The sequence below is a fragment of the Paraburkholderia sp. UCT31 genome (assembly GCF_014397655.1).
Classification (GTDB): Bacteria; Pseudomonadota; Gammaproteobacteria; order Burkholderiales; family Burkholderiaceae; genus Paraburkholderia; species Paraburkholderia tuberum.
Genome location: NZ_VZQP01000044.1, coordinates 42,775 through 62,366, shown reverse-complemented (window position 1 = coordinate 62,366; position 19,592 = coordinate 42,775). Strand labels below are relative to the sequence as shown.

Sequence of the window (19,592 nt, the reverse complement as noted above, 5' to 3'; positions counted from 1 at the left end):
AGCCGCCATTGAGCGACGCTGTCGCGGCAGGGCTTGCGCAACTGCAGGGCTGTGAGGCCTCGACCATGCTGCCGTCCACGCTGCACCTCTTCTGGGATCTGTTGGGCATGCTGGGCGCCGGGCGTATCGCGATCCTGCTCGACGCGAGCACGTATCCCATCGCACGGTGGGGCGTCGAGCGCGCGGCCGCCCGCGGCACCCCGGTCGAGCAGTTTGCGCACCATGATGTCGAGGCGCTTACACGACGGGCGCGGCATTGGCTGCGCGAGGGACGCCGTCCCGTCATCGTGGCGGACGGTTACTGTCCGTCGTGTGGCAAGGTCACGCCGGTTGCAGCCTACGCGCAGATCGCGCGCCAAACGGGCGGTCAACTCGTCCTCGACGACACGCAGGCGCTCGGCGTGCTCGGTGCGAATCCTGATGCCCATGATGTACTCGGATGTGGCGGCGGCGGCTCATTGTGCTGGCATGGTGTGCGTGGACCACACATCCTTGTCGGTGCATCCCTTGCGAAGGCTTTCGGTGCACCTGTCGCGGTACTCTCGGGAAGCGCGGAAAAAGTCGACTGGTTTCGCCGTCGCAGCGAGACCCGGATTCACTGCAGCCCGCCGTCGGTGGCGGTGCTTCGTGCGGCTTCGCGAGCACTTGCGATCAACAGGGAAAAGGGCGATGCGATACGCAGGAGGCTGGTCGCACTTGTCATGCGGCTGAGGGACTGTTTCGCCCGTGTGGGACTCATCGCGACGGGAGCGTTGCCGTTCCCCATGCAGTCATTCAAGGCGATGTGCGGCCGCAATGTCGAAGCGCTGCATGACGGCTTTCGGGCAAGTGGCGTGCGAATGCTGCTCACGAAAGTCTGCCGGTCTCAGGAACTGCGTCTTGGCGCAATCGTGACAGCGGCGCACAGCAAAGCCGATATCGATTTCACGGCACGTGCCGCTGCCCAACTGGACGATGCCGGACACAGTGTGTCCGGCCTTTGCGGAGAAGCGATATGGATCAGATGATGAGGTTCGGCGAGATGCCGCACGGAGGTTCTCCGTATGGTCAGTCACGAAGCATGGAATTCGAACAGGAAGCCGGCCGGAGCGGCCGGACGCCGACGCATCACGCGTCGGGTTCGCACCTGAAGACTGGCTTGGGCTCGGGCATGCACGGAGGCGCGCGCCACACATCCACCCAGCAGAATCGTATGCGAACGACGTCAATGGCAAACGTCAGGCAAGCCGGCTCTCAGAAAGGCGTGGCGGCCCGTGGTGGCGCAAACTTGCAGAAAAGCCCGAGCCTGACTGCGCGCCGTGCGCTGCCAGGTCTCGCAGGCCATGCCGGCCAGCGAACCGCGAAAGGCACGGCATTCTCTGCGCACGGCGGACTAAAGGGCGCGCAAGCTCTGGGCAACACGCGCATGCAGAGCAGGATGCCGCAGTACAGACAGTTGGGAGCGCAAGGCAAGACGAGCCCAGGCGGCACAGGCAAATTTCAAAGAGGGATGGGCCAGGGCTCGACAGGTAACGCGCGATTCAGGATCGGCCAGGGCGCGACAGGCCCAACGCAAACAGGGACGTTCCCGGGCGGGACAAACAGATGGCAAAACCAGCCTCGTCGATACGCCTCGCCCCCAACGTGGGGACAACCTGGCGCAGGTCAGGGAGCGGGTGGGTGGCCACCCGGAAGCAGTGGTGCGGCACCCGGCCCAGGCGGCTTTCGACATGGCCACCGACATCATTACTGGCCGGGCTGGCGCGGAATCGATGGCGGATTTACCTCGTGGCAGGGTCCCGGCGGCGGCTTCGGTTCGCAAGGATCGGAAGATGTGCGGTGGGCCCAGGACTGCCTGAATCAGGTCATGTCGACGAATCTTCCCCTCGACGGTGTCATGCAGGCATCCGTGCGCAGCCTGATCCGCAGCTTCCAGAAGAGCCAGGGCATCCGACCGAGCGGGATCCTCGGACCGGATACGCGCGAGGCCTTGCAGCAGGCCTGCGCCTCGGCCGGGGACGGCGCACCCGACGGCAACGGCGCGTCCGACGGAAACGGCGACGCAGATGACGGCGGCAACGGAGGGGACGGTGGCAGTGGGGGCGATGGAGGCGCCGGCGGTGACGGTGGCGAGTTCGAACGGGAGTTTCAACCCCACGCTTTTGGGCTTACGGGGCCCCGTGCTGACATGCACGCTTTCACCTGCAGATGTCCTCGGTGCATGTCTGGCGGTCGGTCCACTTTCCAGCAGTCCTTCCCTGGTGTCGTACCCGCCACGTCCGGTGCACCCGGCGTTGGACCGTTCGAAACGGGTGCCTTCGAGGCAGAAGCCTACGAACAGGAGGCCTATGAGCAGGAAAACCATGACGCCGGCGGCAAGCCGGCCGTCGGCGGAGGAGCCGAGTTTCTACAGGGTGCGAAACAGGACGGGCGATCATCGGGGCGATGGGTGCGGCATGGACGCGTAATCGTCGTGGTGGGCGCATAGCCACCCAAAATGCCGCCCTCCCACTGGCGCATCGATCTACTCACACCGGTCCACAATCGTGCGCATGCCACGCATCGACTCAGCCATTGCTTGCGCTCGCGCGGCGAGGCGGCGCTTCGTCGCTGAACTCGCGGAGTTCGTGGGATTTGCCAGCGTCAGTGCACAACCGGCGCGTGCACCTGCCGTGACGCGCTGCGCTGAATGGCTGGCCGCGCACCTGCGTGAAGCCGGTATGGAGGAGGTCCGTGTTACTCCCACGGCAGGGCATCCGATAGTGACTGCAAACTGGCTGCATAGACCGCACGCGCCAACCCTGCTGATCTACGGGCACTACGATGTGCAACCCGCTGACCCTGAACGCGAGTGGCGTTCGCCGCCGTTTTCGCCAGAGGTACGCGGAGGCCATTTATACGGCAGAGGGACATCCGACGACAAGGGGCAGATGTTCGCGCACGTGAAGGCGCTCGAAAGCTGGCTTCGCGCGGCGGACGCATTGCCGGTCAACGTGCGTTGCCTCTTCGAAGGGGAAGAGGAGACCGGAAGCACCCACCTAGGTGAATTCATGCGTATGTATTCGCATGCTGTTGCAGCGGATGTTGCGGTGGTATCGGACAGTTGGGTGCTGGCAGCAGATCGACCGGCTATCGTTGAGTCCCTGCGGGGCGCGCTCGGCGTCGAGGTAGAACTGCGCGGCGCACCTCGCGACCTCCACGCGGGCAATTTCGGCGGCGCTGTATATAACCCGCTGAAGGCCCTGAGCGAATTGCTCGCGGGCCTGCATGACCGGCACGGCCGGATTGCGGTCGACGGCATCTACGATCGCGTCCGCGAGTTCACGCCACAAGCGCGCGCGTACATGAGCCGCTCTGGCCCCACCGATGCCGAATTGCTGGACGCAATGAGGGTGTCGCGAGGCTGGGGGGAAGAAGGCTACTCGCTTTACGAGCGCATCACGATACGTCCGGCGTTGATCCTGTCGGGCATCGACGGTGGCTATACAGGGCCGGGCGCCAAAGCGATCCTGCCTGCGCGCGCAATGGCGCGGATCGATCTGCGGCTCGTGCCGGACCAGGACCCGTATCAGGTTGAACATCTTCTGACGGCACACATCCGGCGCAACGTGCCGCAGGGCATGCGGGTCGTGACGCGAACCACCATGCGTGCGCATCCGTTCGTGATGTCGCGCGACGCTCCGGGTGTCAGTGCGGCTCGAGCGGCATACCAAGGGGGCTACGGCATCGATCCCGTGTTTTTGCGTTTGGGCGGCACCGTTCCGATCGCTCACATGCTGACCTGTCGCGGCGTGCCACTTGTGATGATGGGCTTCGCACTGCCCGATGATGCGATGCACTCGCTCGACGAGCGGTTTAGCCTTGCCGGTTATTTTCGCGGCATCGAGACGAGCATTCACTTCATGTCCATGCTCGCCACCCGCTGCGCCGGCGCAAATGCGGATACACGATCTGATCCGCTTTTGGAGGCTGCGCCATGATTATCGATTGCCATTGCCACGCGGGTCTGGGCGACGGTCTGACCGGCCCCTGGGACACGTCCGCGTCGCTTGACGCCTACTTGCGTCGCGCAGCGAAGGCGGGTATTCGCCGCACGGTTCTGTTCGCCGCATTTCACAGCGACTATGCGTTCGCCAACCGGGAGGTTGCGCGCATCGTTGCGAGCCAGCCGGACCGGTTCTACGGGTTTGCATTCGTTCATGCCGAACGCGACCGCGGCCGCGTTTCGGATATGGTTCGCGTCGCTGTTCAGCAGTACGGGTTCGTCGGAATCAAGGTGCACCGGCATGATGCACGCATCAGCCGGGAGATCTGCGACGCCGCGCGTCTATTCCATTTGCCCGTGTTGTACGACCCGGTGGGAGAAACGAGTGTGTGCGAGCTGCTCGCAGAACAGTACCCCGACGTCGCGTTCATCATTGCCCACCTCGGCAGCTTCGCCGATGACTGGCACGCACAGCTCGCGATGATCGATCATCTGGTGAGGCATGCAAACATTTTCGCGGACACTTCCGGCGTGCGGCGATACGACCTGCTCGAACAGGCGGTACACCGGGCCGGTGCCAGCAAGCTGCTGTTTGGTACCGACGGCCCCTGGCTGCATCCGGGTGTGGAGCTTGCCAAGGTGCAGGCGCTGGAAATCGGGCGTGCCGACAAGGCGATGATCATGGGAGGCAACTTCCTGCGGCTGATTCGCGGCGTGCAGCGATATCCCCGGAAGCTTGGCGTGTCGGCTCGCCCGAACAGGTTGCCGGAGGTGTTGCCTGATTGGTGGGCGGTGCGGGCCTGAACATGCGGTTGACTGCGCTCGTTTTACTGTCGCGAGTCGGCGGGACCTGGCACAGAATGTTCCACCGGCATTCAGGCTGTTCCAGCACGATTGGCGCGCCGCATTTGCAAAGCCCGGTCGGTCACGCCGAGTCTGCACGCAGCGCGATGCAGGTTTTGCTGCTCGAGGTCGATAGCGGCATCCACCGCGGTTTCGGTCGCCGCCTGGCCGATTTCCTTCAGGCCGATACCGAGTTGCACGGCGTGACGGATGGCGGAATTGAACGTGATGTCGGGCCAACTCGTCGCGGCAAGGGACGCGCATGGCCGCTCCTCTTCTGGAACATTTCCCACCGTGATGGGACCCGGCCCCGTATGTCTATGCAGTAGCCGCGTGACGACGCGACGCAGATCCCGCACGTTGCCGGGGTAGTCGCGTGCTAGCAGATATTCGCGCACGGAATCGTCGAACTCGGGTGCCGGCTCCTTGCGTTCGTTGTTGCTCCATTCGCTCGAGACGAAATGCCGTGCAAGCGCCGGGATGTCGGCTCGTCGTTCGCGCAATGAGGGCGTGCGGCAGATCCATCCGGCGATGCGAAAGTAGAGGTCTCTGCGAAACGTTCCATCAACCATGCCCGTGTCCAGATCGCGATTGGTTGCGCACACGAGACGAAAGTCCGTATGCTGCCATGTGTTGCTGCCCACACGCTTGTACTTGTGTTCCTGGATCACACGCAGGAGTCGAGCCTGCAGGGGCGGAGGCAGTTCACCGATCTCGTCGAGAAAAAGGGTGCCACCGTTGGCTAACTCGAACGCCCCCTCTCGTTGACACACGGCGCCGGTGAAAGCGCCCCGCTCATGTCCGAACAGCTCGCTGCCGGACAACTCGGCACTGATCGTCGTGCAGTCCACGATCACCATCTCGTGACGTGGGTTGTTCGGCGAGAGATCGTGAATGAGTCGCGCGATGAGTTCCTTGCCGGTGCCGCTCTCGCCGTTGATGAGCACAGAGCTTCGCGTGAACGCTGCGACTTCCACGACCTGTCTGACGAGCGAGCGCCAAACATCGCTCGTGCCGATCAGCGAATTACTGACGCGTGGGGAATCAACCAGATTCTGCACGGCGAGCCATCGTCCGAGGCGAGCCGATACCTGCAGTGCATCGCGCGGAAGTTGCGGCCATACGAGGACGTCGGCGGCGCCCGCTCGCAACAGGTCCCACTGAATGGGCGTGGCGATGGCCGGAGCCACCATCGCGATCACGAGGACCGCCGCGTTGCGGCTCGCGCTTCGCAGGGACTCGAGTGTTTCGTCGTCGTAGGCGTCAAACACGAACAGGCCCGTTCCAGTGGGCGGCGATGGCATGCAATCAGTTTCGATGCCCGTACACCGCAGCATCGCTGAAAGCGTTTGCCTCACATCGGCACTGACGTGCCGGGCGAAGCGAACCCATACGCGCAGTGTCTGGTTGGCGGAAGGTGACTCGTTCACAAACGTCACAATTAGGACTCCCGCGCCGTCGCATGAAAGCATAATCCAGGACGGGCGCACTGCGATGTTCGTTGCTTCGGTGGGTCAACGCTTTGCGTCTCGAGTCAGTTTTTTATAGGCGAAAAACCCACTTGCGACAAGGACCCCGCAGAGCGTGAAAGTCTTCGCCGCAACGCTAACGTAGTATCTGCTCAATTCTGGATCGAGAATTGCGCAAGCCCTCACCTTGGCATAGAAGCTTCAATGACAGGTCTCCTGAATTTCCGTGAGTCAGGAAGGTTTCCCCGTTTCGAGCGAGAGGTGAGTGATGACATTGCCTGAACAGTTTGCGTCGAAGGCCGAATCGATGGTTAGCAATCTTTTGCAGACCGATCATCAGCATATCGAACATGGTACTCAATCAGGCCATTAGCAGGCGAGGAGAAATCTATGGCCACGTCTGTCCGCAACCTTGGCATCTACGATCTACTCGCGCCGGACTTCCTCGCCGGGCCCACTTTCCCGGACCACATCGATAAGTACCTTTCGATCCTGGCTGTCTCCTCGCTCCCGCGGGCGAGCGATGACGACGGCGTCCTCTACACGGGCACGATCTACTTCCTCACCGGTCTCGGTGATCCTCCGCCAGTGACGCAACGTAAGGACCCGAGCGGCGCCTTATTCGAGTGGAGCGATGTCAATTTCCAGTTCGTGTTCTTGACCGAGCTCTACAACATCGAACGCGACGCCGCAGCGCTTGAACGCTGCAGCGATCACGATGAGATCTATGCAGGGAAATACGGAACTGGTCCCTGTTATTGCCCGCATTGCATTCGCATAAGGATGCCGACCGATAAAGACATATCGCATCCCTAAATTATGTGACGCATGTAAATAACCATCGGATCACTAGCAGTCCTCTTTATGTCAAGGTTAGGATGCGCGTTGCAAGCGAAGCCAGGATGTTCTCGCGAGTCGGGGTCTGCCACGGGAACTAGACGAGGCTTACGGAAAGCCGGATAGGCTTTGGCTTCACTCAGTGGCCGAGCAATATTCCCTGCGTAACAGGTGTAACGGCTCGATCAACTGCAGTAGCGCACGAGCGATTACAGCGTCGCACGACAACAATAGTACAAGAGGGAGCGTGTGCAGCGCCAAGCCGGTGCCCGCACGGAGAATATTAGGCGCTGGGATGTGGAACAAGCATCTTGAATGCTGGATAAATCAGACAAGAATGCTGGATAAATCCGACAATGTAAGCGTCTCAAGACTCCGTATGGTACTTAGCCAAAGAAGCGGCTCACAGAAATTAGCTAAGCACGTTGGTTCGCTAATAAACTTCCAGAAAGCAATGAACTGAGCGGCCGACGGATTCGGGACAGGCGCGCGTGATTCGCGTTAAAGGCAGCTGGAGGACGCGGCCACAGCGGTACGGCGAAGACGCTGTTGGCGGCCCGCACGAGCAGGCTCGCCGCCTGCATCGAGTGTCCCATGATGTATTCGGGCTTGGTGTTTGAGTCGGACTGTTGATGCAGCAGCTTGACGCCAGGCATCTTCCTGCCGCTCCTGGCCACCTTGGTGCCGTCCCCGACGAGGACCGGTCGGCCATTGACGCGTAGCGGGTCGCGGGGCACTTGTTGTTATGGGAGTGAGCGGATGCGGTAAGTCCACTCTCGCGAGGGCGCTCGCCACAGCTCTTGGATGGCATTTCGTTGAGGGAGACGATTGCCACCCGGCATCGAACATCGCCAAGATGCGAGCGGGTATTCCGCTCAGTGACTTCGACCGGTGGCCTTTCCTCGATTCTGTAGCAGCGACGCTGAGTCGGCATGTTGACACGGGGGCAGTTGCTTCGTGTTCAGCTCTCCGGCTGTCGTATCGAGATCGAATCCGCGCCGAGTGCGATCAGGTTCGCTTCGTTCTTCCAGCAGTGACCCCTGAAGAACTGAAGGCCAGGATGGCAAGGCGCAAAGGACAGGGCGTGGTCCTCGGTGCGGGACCTACAACGTTCGTATTCAAACTCGCGGGCGCAACTCAACCAATGGCCGCTATCGCGGATGTAAGGGTCCGCTCCCGCAGGGCAGTTATGTCCCGGCGGAGCTTCCAGATTTCGGCGGTCTGAGCTTCCGGGGAAGCGTTGAGCGGTCAGAACCGGGTTGTATATGAGGTGCGCGACGACGCCATCTACGTCCACGTCGTTACCGATACGCGCCGCGATCTACGAACGCTTCTTCAGAAACGACTATTGCGTTCTCGCTGGTGAATCCAGTCTCACTGGTGTTTTCACGCTGCAGTGCCGAGAGACCGGCTGGTCGTGACATACGCTGCCCCCGAAAAAGCTCACCATTTGCGAGAGAAAGGTTGATTTCACATATGCAACTAACCGTCCGTGCCGGCTGCAGCCACCACCCAAGACAAAACCGCTTGCAGCGACGCCGGCCTGAGCAAATCGTCGAGTACTCGACACGCACCATGGCGATCGTCGTTCACGAACGCCTGACGGGCTGAAACGTCACCTTGTCGGTGATCGCGCTGATTCTGACTTCTGGTAGATTTATCGCTGCGCAGCGCCGCACAAGGAAACGTTGCGAATGATATCGTCGAGGTGCGACATGGAAGTGTCTGACCGCGCGGCCGCCGTCTCGCCGGACGGCTTCGCCGTGGTTTGCTGGTTGTCAGTCCGCGGGCGCGAGGTCGAAGGCACCGTTTCACGTGACGCACTCGAAGAACACTTCTGGCTACCGCTCAACGCCGACGCGACGCGCATACTCAGGACGTGTGAAAACGGCCGAAACCGCATCCTCGGAGTCGCACAGAGAAAGTTGCTGGCGCGACCAGACGAGTCGCTGTGGCTGACGGCAAACGACTTCGTCATCCGATAGCGGATGCGGCGACGAGGACCGGCGTGTGCGGGATCTGCGACTGGCGGGTAGAAATAAAAGCACGATCGTTCAAATGTTGATAATTTGTATTATGTCAAATCGAAGATTCGCGACCGCGCGGAGCCTGTCACCCGCGATGTCGACCCTCGTGCTAATATTGTGCACATATTGTGCACGGAGTATCGAGATGAACCCGGAACCCGTTCTCATTAGTCCGACCGCAGGCGCCAGCTTCGAACAGTTTATGGCATCGCTGCGTGACCCGGACAGTCCCGCGCCGGTCGTCTCCGCCCGTCGCTTCGGTGAGGCCCTGCATATCGACCTGCAGACGCTGGCCCAGCAGGCGCATGTGCATCGCAATACGCTCAGTCGTCAGCCCGCCTCGGAAAGCGTCCAGCGGTTTCTGCGCGAAGCCCTCCGTGTTATCCGTGCAGCGACGGACATTTGTGGGGACGTGAGCCAGGCCCTGTTCTGGTACAGGAATGAACCGTTGCCTGTATTTGACTACAAGACGGCGGAGCAACTGGTTTCCGATGGCCGGACTGACGACCTCCTTCGCTACGTTTCATCTCTGGAAGCAGGCGCGGCAGGATGATCCTCGCCGCCATTTCCGGCATCACGGCCTACCGGATGCACTCGCCCAAGTGGGCGGTCGCACCTACGAGCGGCGCTGGCGCGGGCAAGCATGGAGGACGGGCAAACCGCATCGGACTTTCCGCCCTCTATCTTGCGCTGGATATCAACACTGCCGTACGGGAATATCAGCAGGTCTCGCCATTGATGCCGCCCGGCACGCTCGTCAGTTACCAGCTGACCATCGATTCTGTCGTCGATTTCACCGGTGGGTATCGGGCCGGCCAATGGGCTGCGCTGTGGGAAGACTTTTATTGCGACTGGCGTGGTTGCTGATTTAATCAGCGCATCGAACCGCCGAGCTGGGTACTTGGTGACGAAGTTGTGGCTGCCGGTGCAAAAGGGATCATGTTCAGGTCACGTCTGTCGCCGGAGGGTGTGAACCTGGTTCTCTACGTGGATGAGCTCGGGTCGACAGACCGGCTTGAGGTGTACGACCCGCAGCGCGCGCTTCCCCGAGATCAGTCGTCGTGGACGTAGAAGGCCGTACAGCATATGGCTCCCTCCTCCTAATGGCGCTGCAAACCGACGGCACTCGATATCGCTCCAGCCAGGTCCGACCGGCGAACTGAGAGGCAAGAACTCACTGCAACCGTCCAAAGTCGGCCTTTCCTTACGACCGCTCCAAGAGCCCCGAAGGCCACCGATGGTTCGGTTGGCCACGACCAGCGTCCCGCTTGCAACAACGTAGCGTAGCGCCCGTAACTTGGCCCACTTGCGCGGCAGGGATCACTTCGAGCAGTTCTTGGTTCATGCGGCCATTCGATCAACCAGTATCCTTATCGTGGCCTGTTCTGGAGCGGCTATCTAATGCGGAGATTTCCACTCGAGCGTCTTCAATGGGCAGCCTCTAAAAGAATGTGTCGGCCGAAGACCGATTGACGGCCGGGAGGCTTCTTAGCCTTTCCGCACTGTTGTATTTCCCGTCAAATCGGGACACGACACGCTTGCTTGTAACTGAATGTAACCATAGACTGTGGAAAAAATTTACTAGATGTGGTCTCCGGGGAACAATGAAAAAAGCTCTAGCCATCAGCGCAGCGGGTGCGATGCTCGCGGCCTGCGCAACCGTATCTACGCCTCCTCAAGTCAAGGAGGCGCCCACTCCCAGAACCCAGCAACAGGCAGCACAAGCCGTCAGCTTGGTGACTGACGAAGAGGCGGCGGTTAAACGAAAGATCGCCATCGGACGTTTCAGCAACGAAACCCGCTATGGCCGCACCTTCGTCACCGATGCAAATCTTGATCCACTTGGTAAGCAGGCCAGCGACATCCTAGCAAGCCGCCTGGTGGCGTCAAAGCAGTTTCTCGTTTTCGAACGCCCCGATATTGCGAAGGTGGCCGCCGAACAATCTCTTTCGAAAGACGCGGGCCTGATAGGTGTGGACGCGCTGATTCTGGGCTCGGTAACCGAGTTTGGTCGCAGCACCACAGGCAAGGCGGGCTTCCTGAGCGCGACGAAGGTTCAGAATGCTCATGCGAAAGTCGAACTCCGACTGGTCGATGTCAAGACAGGATATGTATTCTTCTCTGCCTCCGGTACCGGCGAAGCTTCCACCGAGTCGGGAGAGATCGCGGGATTCGGGAGTCGCGCCGACTACGACGGCTCGCTCAATGACAAAGCAATCTCCGCTGCGATCTCCGACGTCATCGGCCGCATGATGACCAAGCTCAAGGAGCGCCCCTGGAAGTCTGACATCCTCAAGGCAGACGGCTCTATCGTCTACATCAGCGGCGGCGCGCTGCAAGGCATCAAGCCCGGTTCAACTCTCCACGTCTACAAGGCGGGCGAGTCGATTCAGAGCGGGCAAACGGGCTTCACGATCACATTGCCCGCGACTCCCATCGCGACCATTCGCGTGACTTCGAATTTTGGCGACAGCGAAGTGAATGAAGGCTCTGTGGCCCTTGTGACAAGCGGGGCCGTCACGAAAGACAAATCTCTCTTCGTAGCCGAGTAACCAACAAATGATGCGATCCATTTGCGTGACAACGCTTGCCGTTGCCCTCGCGGGCTGCGCTATGCCCCATAGCCAGGTCGTTTCGGGCAGCGCTCGTCCAACCCTTAGCCTTGTCGGCGCTCCGAGCGACAGCGAACTCGTGCTCGACGGGCAGCTGATCGGACCAGCGAACCAGTACAACGGAGTCAACGGCGTGATGTCTATTGAGGAAGGCCCGCACTCCGTTGAAGTGCGTCACGGCAACGCGGTGCTGACAAAGAAAAGAATCCTGGCTGCCAGCGGAGAAGCGGTCGCAGTGGACGTAACGACTGGAGGGCAATAACAATGAAAGTCTGGAAATTTGCAGTCGTGCTCACGGTAGCCGGAATGACCGCTGCCTGTGCTCCTCAGACGAAATACGCCTGGGGAAACTACGAGTCGTCCTTGTACGAACACTACAAGACGCCAGGCGACACTGCGGCATTTGCTCAACACCTGGCTGATACGATCAGCAAAGCCGAGGCATCGGGGAAGAAGGTGCCTCCGGGAATCTACGCTGAATATGGTCAAGTCTTACTTGAGTCCGGTGACTCGAAGCAAGCTGCTGTCTTCTTCGAAAAGGAGAAGACAGCCTGGCCTGAGTCGACCGTCTTCATGACGACCATGATCAGGGTTGCCTCCAGCACGAAGGAAACGAAGCAATGAGCGCAGCAAACCGCCTCCTGAAGCTCACTCTCGCCGTAACGGCTGTAGTTGCGATGGCAGCGTGCGCGCCAGTTCCCGTCCACAACAATTACACAACGTTCCGGCATGCTGATCCGCATTCGATTCTTGTTGTGCCAGTGATCAACCGCAGCGTCGATATCGATGCGCCAGACTATTTTCTGTCAACGATCAGCCGGCCGTTGGCAGAGCGCGGCTACTACGTCTTTCCGGTGAACCTCACGAAGCGAGTCATGGAGGATGATGGGCTCGGTGACGCGGATCTCGTTCACGCCAACGATCCGACCGTTCTGGGCAAGATGTTCGGTGCAGACTCGGTAATGTACATCACCATCAACCGGTGGGATGCGAAGTATGCGGTTCTCGCGACATCGGTGACAGTAGATCTCAGCTATGCGCTGAAGAGCGGCACCACTGGCGAAACTCTGTGGACGCACAGACAGACCATGGTCTACTCGCCGCAAGCCGCAAACGCGGGTAACCCGCTTGCGACGTTGATAGTAGCGGCAATCACGGCGGCGATCGCCAAGGCGAAGCCGAACTACGTCCCCTTGGCTCAACAGGCAAACGCGATCTCCGTCAATAAAGCCGGCCAGGGACTGCCCGCTGGCCCTTATGACGGTCACTACAAGTCTGACGGCGCGACTTTCTGAGACGATTGGCGCCGTTCGAGAATGAATGTTCCCGCGAGAGCAAACGCGGGAACAATTTCGAGGTGGGACAACCATTAAACTTCTTCCGCGCAATGCGTTATATCCGCGAAGTTGTTGCGGGACGTCGTAGCCGACCCGTTGTCCGCGGTCGAGCCGTCAGAGGTGAAAAGGCAGGTATCGGAGCCCGGCAGACGCTCGGTACGGCCACTCAAGGACAATTGGTCGGCCAGAGCAGTCGCTCACCAAAGTGGCGCGCGGGTTGCCGCGAATGACCGCTACCAGAAAATTCGAATGCCCGTAGTCGGGCCCGCCTCTGACGTTCGATCAGGTTCGGTGAAGGCCTCAGGCTCGTTCAAACCAGCCTGGACATAAAAACAGGCATTGGACTCTCCGGATTTGTTGAAATTGGTGACTTGGCCAGATTGTCGTCGACACGTGCAAAGCAAGGGTCTACGAGAAGCCGACCCTTAACCTCGCGATGCGCGACGCGATCATCAAGACATGCCTTTTTCTGATAACACCAACGGTCTCGACCAACCGGCGCCGACGCGAAGCCTCGCCTGCTCAGGAAAAGATCGCCTCGATATCCGCCGACGCGTCCTTCACCTCATCGAAGTTCAGCGTCGCTTCGATATGCTGCAGATGCTCCAGCATGCATGCGGCGGCACGCGCTTCATCGTGCGCTTCGATCGCATCGATCAGCTCGCTGTGCTCGTGATGCGGGCACGCCGGTGCGTTGGGCTTGTCATAGAGGGTGATGACGAGACAGGTCAACGGAGCGAGTTCACGCATCATCCGCAGCAGGATTTCGTTGCCAATCATCTCCGCGATCAGTACATGGAACTCGCCGGACAGCCGGATGATCGTAGGCCGGTCATTCTGTTTGCGCGCATCGCTTTCCTGCCGCACGTGCTTGTACAACGCGCGTACCTGCGCGGACGTGGCGGTGCGACTCAGGAGCCGGACCATTTCCGGTTCGATGATACGCCGCGTGACGAACACATCCCGTGCCTGCTGGACACTCGGACTTGCGATAAAGGCCCCGCGATTCGGCACCAGCTCGACAAGCCCCTCATGCGCAAGCTTGTTGAGTACTTCCCGGATTTTCGTTCGGCTCACACGCGAGACTTCCGCCAGCCGCTCCTCGATCAACTTGGTGCCGGGTGCAAGGCGATGTTCAAGCACGGCCTTCTGGATGCGTCCGTAGATTTCCTCGTTGGTATACGGCGTTTTGGACGCGACACTCTTACTGGCAGGCATGACGGAGGCTCGGCTCAAAGTGTTTCTCGCAGCTGGGAAATAAATCGATGATAGAACAATCGCGAGCGTTTTTGTGCACATAAATTCGCCGCGTCACTATGCCTGGTTGATCGCCGCGCAGCGTACTCCGATCGTCCCACAAGGCCAACCGTGCAATGCGCCGCCTCATCGTGCGGTCGTTCAGACTTGTGTTTCGTGTGCGGATACTCGTCCGAGATCTGGCGTGAAGCGACGCGCGACCAAATGAATTGGTAACTACTTTGTATACAACAATTTATAAATATGCATTGCGATCTTGGAGCAAGACGCACCGCGCGATGTGCGCTCTGATCGAGCTCATCAATCCCAATTTGGTGCGGGCGCGCACCATCTTCATGCAACTATTGCGGCCGTTCATTTCGTCGCGGTCCACATGCACTGGCTCAGTTTGAGGCGACCAAAAACCGGCCGGGAGCACCATCTGATCGAGACATGTGATTGCATACAATTTTCTTTTTTTTGAGTACAAACACACTTATTTATGTTGGCATAAAGATTGCGTCATCAAGCGTCAAGCAAGCACCCTTCCAGCCCTGCTTGCCAGAAGGCTACCCCTGATATGGAAATCATGACGCAACGCACTTTGATTGGCATGTTGACCCCATCTTCCAACACGGTTCTCGAACCGGTCACCTCGGCGATACTTTCGGGCGTGCCAGACGTCAGCGCGCATTTCGGCCGCTTCCGTGTGACCCAGATCGCGATGTCCGAGCAGGCGCTGGCACAGTTCGACGACGAGGAGATTCTCGCGGCAGCAACGCTGCTTGCCGACGCCAAGCTCAATGTGATCGGCTGGAACGGGACGTCATCGGGCTGGCTTGGTTTTGAAGCGGACGAGCGTCTATGCCGCAGCATCACCGCGCGCACCGGCATTGCCGCATGCACCTCGGTGCTGGCGCTCAACGAAATTTTCGCCACGACCGGCGTGCGTCGCTTTGGACTCGTCACACCGTATCGCGACGACGTGCAGGCGAAAGTCGTGTCGACCTATAGCGGCGCGGGCTTTGAATGTGTCGGCGAGCGTCATCTGAACAAGCAGGACAATTTTTCGTTTTCGGAAGTCAGCGCGGACACATTGCGCGAGATGGCTCGTGACGTCGCGAAAAGCAAACCCGACGCCATTACGATTTTCTGCACCAATTTGCGCGGCGCGCCGCTCGCCGAAGAGCTCGAAGCGGAGCTCGGCATTCCGGTGTACGACACCATCTCGACGGTGGTCTGGAAAGCGCTGCGGATGACCGGCATCGAGACATCGCGTGTCAAAGGCTGGGGGAGCTTGTTCCGGGAGGTCGCATGAGCGACGCGGCGGGGTTCGACCTTGTGATCCGCAACGCGGATATCGCCACCGCGGCCGACCGCTTTGCCGCCGACATCGGCGTGCGCGGGGGGCGCATCGTCGCGCTGGGCAGCGCACTGGCCCCGGGCGTCAGCGAGATCGACGCGGCCGGGCGGTTAGTCACCCCGGGCGGGGTGGACAGCCACTGTCACCTGGACCAGGACACCGGTGACGACAGCGTGATGGCCGACGACTTCCTGAGCGGCACCGTGTCCGCCGCCTGCGGCGGGACCACCACTGTCATTCCATTTGCGTGCCAGCGAAAGGGGCAAACCCTGCGGGCGGCCATCGATACGTACCATCAACGCGCTGACGGCCGTGCAGTCATCGACTACGCATTCCATCTCATCGTCACCGATCCCACGCCGCAGGTGCTTGAGCAGGAGTTGCCGCAACTGATCGAAGAGGGCTACACGTCGTTCAAGATCTACATGACGTACGACGCGCTCAAGCTCAACGATCGCCAGATGGTCGAATTGCTGGCGCTGGCTCGCGCCCACGGCGCCATGGTGATGATCCATGCCGAAAACGCCGATTGCATTGCGTGGCTGACCGAGGCATTGCTCGAACAAGGCATCACCGCGCCGATCGGTCATGCACTGTCGCGCCCCATGTTGGTCGAACGCGAAGCGACGCATCGGGCAATCAGCCTCGCGCAACTTGTCGACACACCTGTGCTGATCGTGCACGTCTCCGGCCGCGAGGCGATCGAGCAGATTCGCTGGGCGCAGGGCCAAGGTCTCGCGGTCTATGCCGAAACATGTCCGCACTATCTGCTGCTCACCGAAGACATGCTCGAAGACGGCCCACGCGGATATCAATGCATCTGCAGCCCGCCACCGCGCGATGAAGCAAACCGCCAGGCCGTCTGGGACGGTCTCGTGAACGGCACGTTTCAGGTGCTCTCCTCCGACCATGCCCCGTTTCGCTACGACGGCCCGCACGGCAAGCAGGTAGCTGGCGAAAACCCGTCCTTCGATCAGGTGCCCAATGGCATACCCGGCATTGAGACACGTATGGCCTTGCTGATGTCGGAAGGCGTGATGAACGGACGCATCGATATCCATGCCTTTGTCGCGTTGACTGCGACCAACGCCGCGAAACTGTACGGCCTTTATCCGCGTAAAGGTTCGATCGCGATCGGCGGCGACGCCGATCTGGTGATCTGGGATACGAATCGTGCTTTCACGCTCACCAACGATGCGTTGCATCACAACGTCGACTACACGCCGTACGAGGGCTGGCGGATGAAGGCATGGCCAGCGCTGACGCTTTCGCGCGGCGCGGTGGTCTGGGACGGCTCACAACCCTGCGGCACGCGCGGCCGCGGCGAGTTTCTGCCGGCCTTGCGGCCGCAACCCGCACAGCCGCACCGGCCGTTGAACCCGCGTATCGAAGCTCACCGGGTGCTGCCGCGGTTTGCCTTTCCCGCCGTCTATCGCGGGTAAGCAAGGTTCTGCCGCGTAGCGCTCCTTGCGTACTTCGCTGCGTCTCGCACGCTGTCTTAACTCGTAGGTACCTTGATTTTCTCTGGAGAGCCTGATGTCCGAACGATTTTCGCGTCGCCAATTCCTCTACCGTGCCGGCGTGGGCGCGGCCCTGGTGTCGATCGGTTTGCCCCGCTTTGCGCTGGCTGCCGGGCTCACGCTTGACGAGGTCAAGAAGTCCGGCGTCCTGCGCATCGGCTGCGAAGCGACCTATCCGCCGCTGACCTATCGCGACGCGAACGGCACAATGATTGGCTACGACGTCGATCTTGCCAACGCGTTTTGCCGCAATCTGGGCGTCAAGGCGGAGTTTGTCGACACCGTCTGGGCGGGTGTGATTCCGTCGCTCTATACGAAGAAGTTCGATCTGGTCATGAGCAGTCTGAGCTATACGGCCGAGCGCGAAAAACACGTTGATTTCTCGGTGCCTTACGTCGAAGCGTCGCAGGCGTTGCTGATTCGGGCAGCAGATCAGAAGAGCGTGACCAGTCTTGCCGGGATGAACGGCAAGGTGCTGGGGCTCAAGCTCGGTTCACCGGGTCAGACGCTCGAGCCGAAGCTCGACGCTCAATTGAAAGCGGCTGCCGGAGCGGGCTTCAAAGAAGTGAAAACCTTCGATGACCATCCGGCCGCCTATATTGCGCTGGCCGAAGGCAAAGTCGACGGTGTGCTCAATACCCTGCCGACGCTCGCGCTCGTGCTCAAGAATGCACCAGGAAAATACGCGATCGTCAAGGGTATCGGCGCGGACAACTGGGCAGGCATCGCGGCGCGTACCGACGACACCGCGCTGATCGGCTTTATCGATCAGCAACTGCGCAAATTCAGGAGCGACGGCACGCTGCATGCGCTGCAGCAGAAGTGGTTTGGATTCGACATGAATTTGCCGGACGCGATTCCGGCGCTTACCTGAGAGCCCGGCGCCCATGGACTGGAGCATTATTGTCATGGCCATGCCGATTCTCGCGGTCGGCCTGCTCGCTACGCTGAAGGTCTGCCTCGCGGCAATCGCGATCGGCATTGTGCTCGGCTTCGCGCTGGGCTTTGGTGCGCTTAGCCGCTTCAGGGCGGTCCGTATCGCGGTGCTGGCGTATGTCGATTTCGTGCGCGGCACGCCGCTGCTGGTGCAGATCTTTCTCGTCTATTTTGCGCTGCCGGTCATCGGCATCAACTTCAACGAATATTGGGCCGGTGTCATCGCACTGAGCCTGAATGCCGGCGGGTTCATCTGCGAGATCGTAAGGGCGAGCATGCAGTCCGTCGATCGCGGCCAGACCGAGGCGGCCCAATCGATCGGCATGCGCCATGGCCAGATCATTGTGCATGTGCTCTTTCCGCAAGCGTGGCGGCGCATTCTGCCACCGCTCACCAACGAGCTGATCTCACTAATCAAGGGCTCAGCGCTGCTCTCTGCGATCTCCGTGTACGAGCTCACACACGCCGGGCAAGAAATCATAGCGACATATTTCTCGCCGTTCGAGATCTTCCTGCTGATCGCCCTCTACTACTACGCATTGATCTCGGCGCTTGCGTGGCTGTCGCGCTACCTCGAGCGGCGGCTGCCGCAATACTGATTCCATGAACTCTGGTCCCACCATGTCTTCCATCATCACCGCCCCCGAGCTACCCGCGGCGCTCGCCGCTGTGCGCGAGCGTGAAGCCGCCGGTTCACCGCTGCTAGCCATCGAGCAACTGCATAAGCGCTTCGGCGACAAGGTCGTGCTGCCCTCGGTCTCGCTACAAGTGGGGCATGGCGAGACGGTGGTGCTGATCGGCCCCTCGGGTTCGGGCAAGACCACCCTGCTGCGCTGTATCAACTTCCTGGAGAAACCTGACGACGGCACGATCCGACTCGGCGGTCAGCGCATCGGCCTGTCCGAAAACGGCCGTGCGCTACCCGAGGCCGAACTCGCCCGGCAACGCAGCCGTTTCGGATTCGTCTTCCAGCGCTTCAACCTGTTCGCTCATCTGAGTGCGCTCGACAACGTCGCAGCGGGCCCGCAGCGCGTGCTGGGGCTGTCGCGCGATGCAGCTCGGGATCGCGCGCAACAGGCGTTGGAGCGAGTCCAGCTTGCCCCGCACGTCGGCAAGCGACCCGCGCAACTGTCAGGCGGACAGCAGCAGCGGGTGGCGATCGCCCGCGCACTCGCGATGGAGCCGGAAATGATCCTGTTCGACGAGCCCACCTCGGCGCTCGATCCAGAACTGGTCAACGAAGTCCTCGAAGTCATGCGCGATCTCGCCGCAGCCCGTACGACGATGATGGTCGTCACACACGAAATGAGCTTCGCGCGCAACGTCGCCCATCGGGTCGTCTTCATGGATGGCGGCACGATCGTCGAGCAAGGCGCGCCCGGCGACGTTTTCGGCCGTCCGCGCGAAGAACGCACCCAGCGTTTCCTGCAGCACCTGCACACCTGAAC

At 60.6% G+C, this 19,592-nt stretch carries 19 protein-coding genes and 2 pseudogenes; 18 read left to right on the top strand and 3 right to left on the bottom strand.

The genetic code is table 11. From position 1 onward, the window contains the following. Window positions 1-65 precede the first annotated feature (65 nt). The 4 genes from F6X40_RS30035 (at window position 66) to F6X40_RS30020 (ending at window position 4,768) form a co-directional block, all read left to right on the top strand. Window positions 66-1,007, top strand: a complete 942-nt coding sequence (locus F6X40_RS30035; protein WP_187630320.1) for an aminotransferase class I/II-fold pyridoxal phosphate-dependent enzyme — start codon at window positions 66-68, stop codon at window positions 1,005-1,007. Then, a complete protein-coding gene (locus F6X40_RS42700) occupies window positions 995-2,467 on the top strand; it encodes a peptidoglycan-binding domain-containing protein (RefSeq protein WP_316251860.1) in 1,473 nt (490 codons plus the stop codon). Before F6X40_RS30035 ends, F6X40_RS42700 begins: the two co-directional genes overlap by 13 nt. Window positions 2,468-2,531: 64 nt before the next feature. Then, window positions 2,532-3,959 (top strand): dipeptidase, encoded by a 1,428-nt coding sequence (locus F6X40_RS30025; RefSeq protein WP_187630318.1) that lies wholly within the window; start codon window positions 2,532-2,534, stop codon window positions 3,957-3,959. Next, window positions 3,956-4,768 carry an amidohydrolase family protein gene (locus tag F6X40_RS30020; RefSeq protein ID WP_187630317.1) on the top strand — a complete coding sequence of 271 codons (813 nt, stop codon included), beginning with the start codon at window positions 3,956-3,958 and terminating at the stop codon, window positions 4,766-4,768. The genes F6X40_RS30025 and F6X40_RS30020 overlap by 4 nt, the downstream gene beginning before the upstream one ends. 71 nt (window positions 4,769-4,839) lie before the next feature. Here F6X40_RS30020 and F6X40_RS30015 read toward each other — a convergent pair whose 3' ends face one another. Further along, complete coding sequence (locus tag F6X40_RS30015) at window positions 4,840-6,111, bottom strand: sigma-54-dependent transcriptional regulator (RefSeq protein WP_222946198.1); 1,272 nt, start codon at window positions 6,109-6,111, stop codon at window positions 4,840-4,842. A 555-nt stretch (window positions 6,112-6,666) separates the two neighbouring features. On the opposite strand from F6X40_RS30015, the gene F6X40_RS30010 reads away from it, so the two are divergent. Further along, the gene (locus F6X40_RS30010; protein ID WP_187630316.1) at window positions 6,667-7,092 is read left to right on the top strand and encodes a hypothetical protein; all 426 of its coding nucleotides are present in this window, start codon (window positions 6,667-6,669) and stop codon (window positions 7,090-7,092) included. 539 nt (window positions 7,093-7,631) lie between these two features. Here the strand turns inward: F6X40_RS30010 and F6X40_RS43630 are convergent. Further along, a pseudogene (locus F6X40_RS43630) lies at window positions 7,632-7,814 on the bottom strand (IS4 family transposase); the annotation flags it as partial. Between the two features lie 44 nt (window positions 7,815-7,858). On the opposite strand from F6X40_RS43630, the gene F6X40_RS43625 reads away from it, so the two are divergent. The 8 genes and pseudogenes from F6X40_RS43625 to F6X40_RS29965 all read left to right on the top strand — a co-directional run bounded on the left by F6X40_RS43625 (window position 7,859) and on the right by F6X40_RS29965 (window position 13,047). Further along, window positions 7,859-8,338, top strand: a complete 480-nt coding sequence (locus tag F6X40_RS43625; RefSeq protein ID WP_187630314.1) for a gluconokinase, GntK/IdnK-type — start codon at window positions 7,859-7,861, stop codon at window positions 8,336-8,338. A gap of 490 nt (window positions 8,339-8,828) precedes the next feature. After that, the gene (locus F6X40_RS29995; protein WP_187630313.1) at window positions 8,829-9,098 is read left to right on the top strand and encodes a DUF1488 family protein; all 270 of its coding nucleotides are present in this window, start codon (window positions 8,829-8,831) and stop codon (window positions 9,096-9,098) included. A 187-nt stretch (window positions 9,099-9,285) separates the two neighbouring features. Then, on the top strand, window positions 9,286-9,693 hold the full coding sequence (locus F6X40_RS29990; RefSeq protein ID WP_187630312.1) for a DUF2384 domain-containing protein: 408 nt from the start codon (window positions 9,286-9,288) through the stop codon (window positions 9,691-9,693). Beyond that, window positions 9,690-10,211 (top strand): annotated as a pseudogene (locus F6X40_RS43620) (RES family NAD+ phosphorylase). The gene F6X40_RS29990 and the pseudogene F6X40_RS43620 overlap by 4 nt, the downstream one beginning before the upstream one ends. 533 nt (window positions 10,212-10,744) lie before the next feature. After that, the gene (locus tag F6X40_RS29980) at window positions 10,745-11,692 is read left to right on the top strand and encodes a CsgG/HfaB family protein (RefSeq protein WP_187630311.1); all 948 of its coding nucleotides are present in this window, start codon (window positions 10,745-10,747) and stop codon (window positions 11,690-11,692) included. Between the two features lie 7 nt (window positions 11,693-11,699). Then, entirely contained in the window at window positions 11,700-12,014 is a 315-nt protein-coding gene (locus F6X40_RS29975; RefSeq protein WP_187630310.1) for a hypothetical protein, read from the top strand. 2 nt (window positions 12,015-12,016) lie between these two features. Beyond that, the gene (locus F6X40_RS29970) at window positions 12,017-12,376 is read left to right on the top strand and encodes a DUF4810 domain-containing protein (RefSeq protein WP_187630309.1); all 360 of its coding nucleotides are present in this window, start codon (window positions 12,017-12,019) and stop codon (window positions 12,374-12,376) included. Continuing rightward, entirely contained in the window at window positions 12,373-13,047 is a 675-nt protein-coding gene (locus F6X40_RS29965; protein ID WP_187630308.1) for a GNA1162 family protein, read from the top strand. Before F6X40_RS29970 ends, F6X40_RS29965 begins: the two co-directional genes overlap by 4 nt. 564 nt (window positions 13,048-13,611) lie before the next feature. On the opposite strand, the gene F6X40_RS29960 is transcribed toward F6X40_RS29965, so the two are convergent. Further along, entirely contained in the window at window positions 13,612-14,388 is a 777-nt protein-coding gene (locus F6X40_RS29960; protein WP_262421592.1) for a GntR family transcriptional regulator, read from the bottom strand. A 526-nt stretch (window positions 14,389-14,914) separates the two neighbouring features. Here F6X40_RS29960 and F6X40_RS29955 point away from each other — a divergent pair. From F6X40_RS29955 to F6X40_RS29935, 5 genes are all read left to right on the top strand, one after another. Then, window positions 14,915-15,643, top strand: a complete 729-nt coding sequence (locus tag F6X40_RS29955; protein WP_187630307.1) for an aspartate/glutamate racemase family protein — start codon at window positions 14,915-14,917, stop codon at window positions 15,641-15,643. Further along, window positions 15,640-17,130, top strand: a complete 1,491-nt coding sequence (hydA, locus tag F6X40_RS29950; RefSeq protein ID WP_187630306.1) for a dihydropyrimidinase — start codon at window positions 15,640-15,642, stop codon at window positions 17,128-17,130. The genes F6X40_RS29955 and hydA overlap by 4 nt, the downstream gene beginning before the upstream one ends. A 94-nt stretch (window positions 17,131-17,224) precedes the next feature. Further along, entirely contained in the window at window positions 17,225-18,082 is an 858-nt protein-coding gene (locus F6X40_RS29945) for a transporter substrate-binding domain-containing protein (RefSeq protein ID WP_187630305.1), read from the top strand. Between the two features lie 34 nt (window positions 18,083-18,116). Next, window positions 18,117-18,743: an amino acid ABC transporter permease gene (locus tag F6X40_RS29940; protein WP_262421591.1), complete on the top strand. Its 627-nt coding sequence runs from the start codon at window positions 18,117-18,119 to the stop codon at window positions 18,741-18,743. A gap of 4 nt (window positions 18,744-18,747) precedes the next feature. Beyond that, window positions 18,748-19,590: an amino acid ABC transporter ATP-binding protein gene (locus F6X40_RS29935; RefSeq protein ID WP_410452550.1), complete on the top strand. Its 843-nt coding sequence runs from the start codon at window positions 18,748-18,750 to the stop codon at window positions 19,588-19,590. Window positions 19,591-19,592 lie beyond the last annotated feature (2 nt).

What these genes read in the sequence shown, in the direction of transcription:
- F6X40_RS42700 (WP_316251860.1), top strand. Translation starts at nt 995, where the DNA reads ATGGATCAGATGATGAGGTTCGGCGAGATGCCGCACGGAGGTTCTCCG.
- F6X40_RS29955 (WP_187630307.1), top strand. Translation starts at nt 14,915, where the DNA reads ATGACGCAACGCACTTTGATTGGCATGTTGACCCCATCTTCCAACACG.
- F6X40_RS30025 (WP_187630318.1), top strand. Translation starts at nt 2,532, where the DNA reads ATGCCACGCATCGACTCAGCCATTGCTTGCGCTCGCGCGGCGAGGCGG.
- F6X40_RS30015 (WP_222946198.1), bottom strand. Translation starts at nt 6,111, where the DNA reads ATGCCATCGCCGCCCACTGGAACGGGCCTGTTCGTGTTTGACGCCTAC.
- F6X40_RS30035 (WP_187630320.1), top strand. Translation starts at nt 66, where the DNA reads ATGCTGCCGTCCACGCTGCACCTCTTCTGGGATCTGTTGGGCATGCTG.
- F6X40_RS29980 (WP_187630311.1), top strand. Translation starts at nt 10,745, where the DNA reads ATGAAAAAAGCTCTAGCCATCAGCGCAGCGGGTGCGATGCTCGCGGCC.
- F6X40_RS43625 (WP_187630314.1), top strand. Translation starts at nt 7,859, where the DNA reads ATGGGAGTGAGCGGATGCGGTAAGTCCACTCTCGCGAGGGCGCTCGCC.
- F6X40_RS29940 (WP_262421591.1), top strand. Translation starts at nt 18,117, where the DNA reads ATGGCCATGCCGATTCTCGCGGTCGGCCTGCTCGCTACGCTGAAGGTC.
- F6X40_RS29990 (WP_187630312.1), top strand. Translation starts at nt 9,286, where the DNA reads ATGAACCCGGAACCCGTTCTCATTAGTCCGACCGCAGGCGCCAGCTTC.
- F6X40_RS29995 (WP_187630313.1), top strand. Translation starts at nt 8,829, where the DNA reads ATGGAAGTGTCTGACCGCGCGGCCGCCGTCTCGCCGGACGGCTTCGCC.
- F6X40_RS29965 (WP_187630308.1), top strand. Translation starts at nt 12,373, where the DNA reads ATGAGCGCAGCAAACCGCCTCCTGAAGCTCACTCTCGCCGTAACGGCT.
- hydA (WP_187630306.1), top strand. Translation starts at nt 15,640, where the DNA reads ATGAGCGACGCGGCGGGGTTCGACCTTGTGATCCGCAACGCGGATATC.
- F6X40_RS29945 (WP_187630305.1), top strand. Translation starts at nt 17,225, where the DNA reads ATGTCCGAACGATTTTCGCGTCGCCAATTCCTCTACCGTGCCGGCGTG.
- F6X40_RS29970 (WP_187630309.1), top strand. Translation starts at nt 12,017, where the DNA reads ATGAAAGTCTGGAAATTTGCAGTCGTGCTCACGGTAGCCGGAATGACC.
- F6X40_RS30010 (WP_187630316.1), top strand. Translation starts at nt 6,667, where the DNA reads ATGGCCACGTCTGTCCGCAACCTTGGCATCTACGATCTACTCGCGCCG.
- F6X40_RS29975 (WP_187630310.1), top strand. Translation starts at nt 11,700, where the DNA reads ATGATGCGATCCATTTGCGTGACAACGCTTGCCGTTGCCCTCGCGGGC.
- F6X40_RS29935 (WP_410452550.1), top strand. Translation starts at nt 18,748, where the DNA reads ATGAACTCTGGTCCCACCATGTCTTCCATCATCACCGCCCCCGAGCTA.
- F6X40_RS29960 (WP_262421592.1), bottom strand. Translation starts at nt 14,388, where the DNA reads ATGTGCACAAAAACGCTCGCGATTGTTCTATCATCGATTTATTTCCCA.
- F6X40_RS30020 (WP_187630317.1), top strand. Translation starts at nt 3,956, where the DNA reads ATGATTATCGATTGCCATTGCCACGCGGGTCTGGGCGACGGTCTGACC.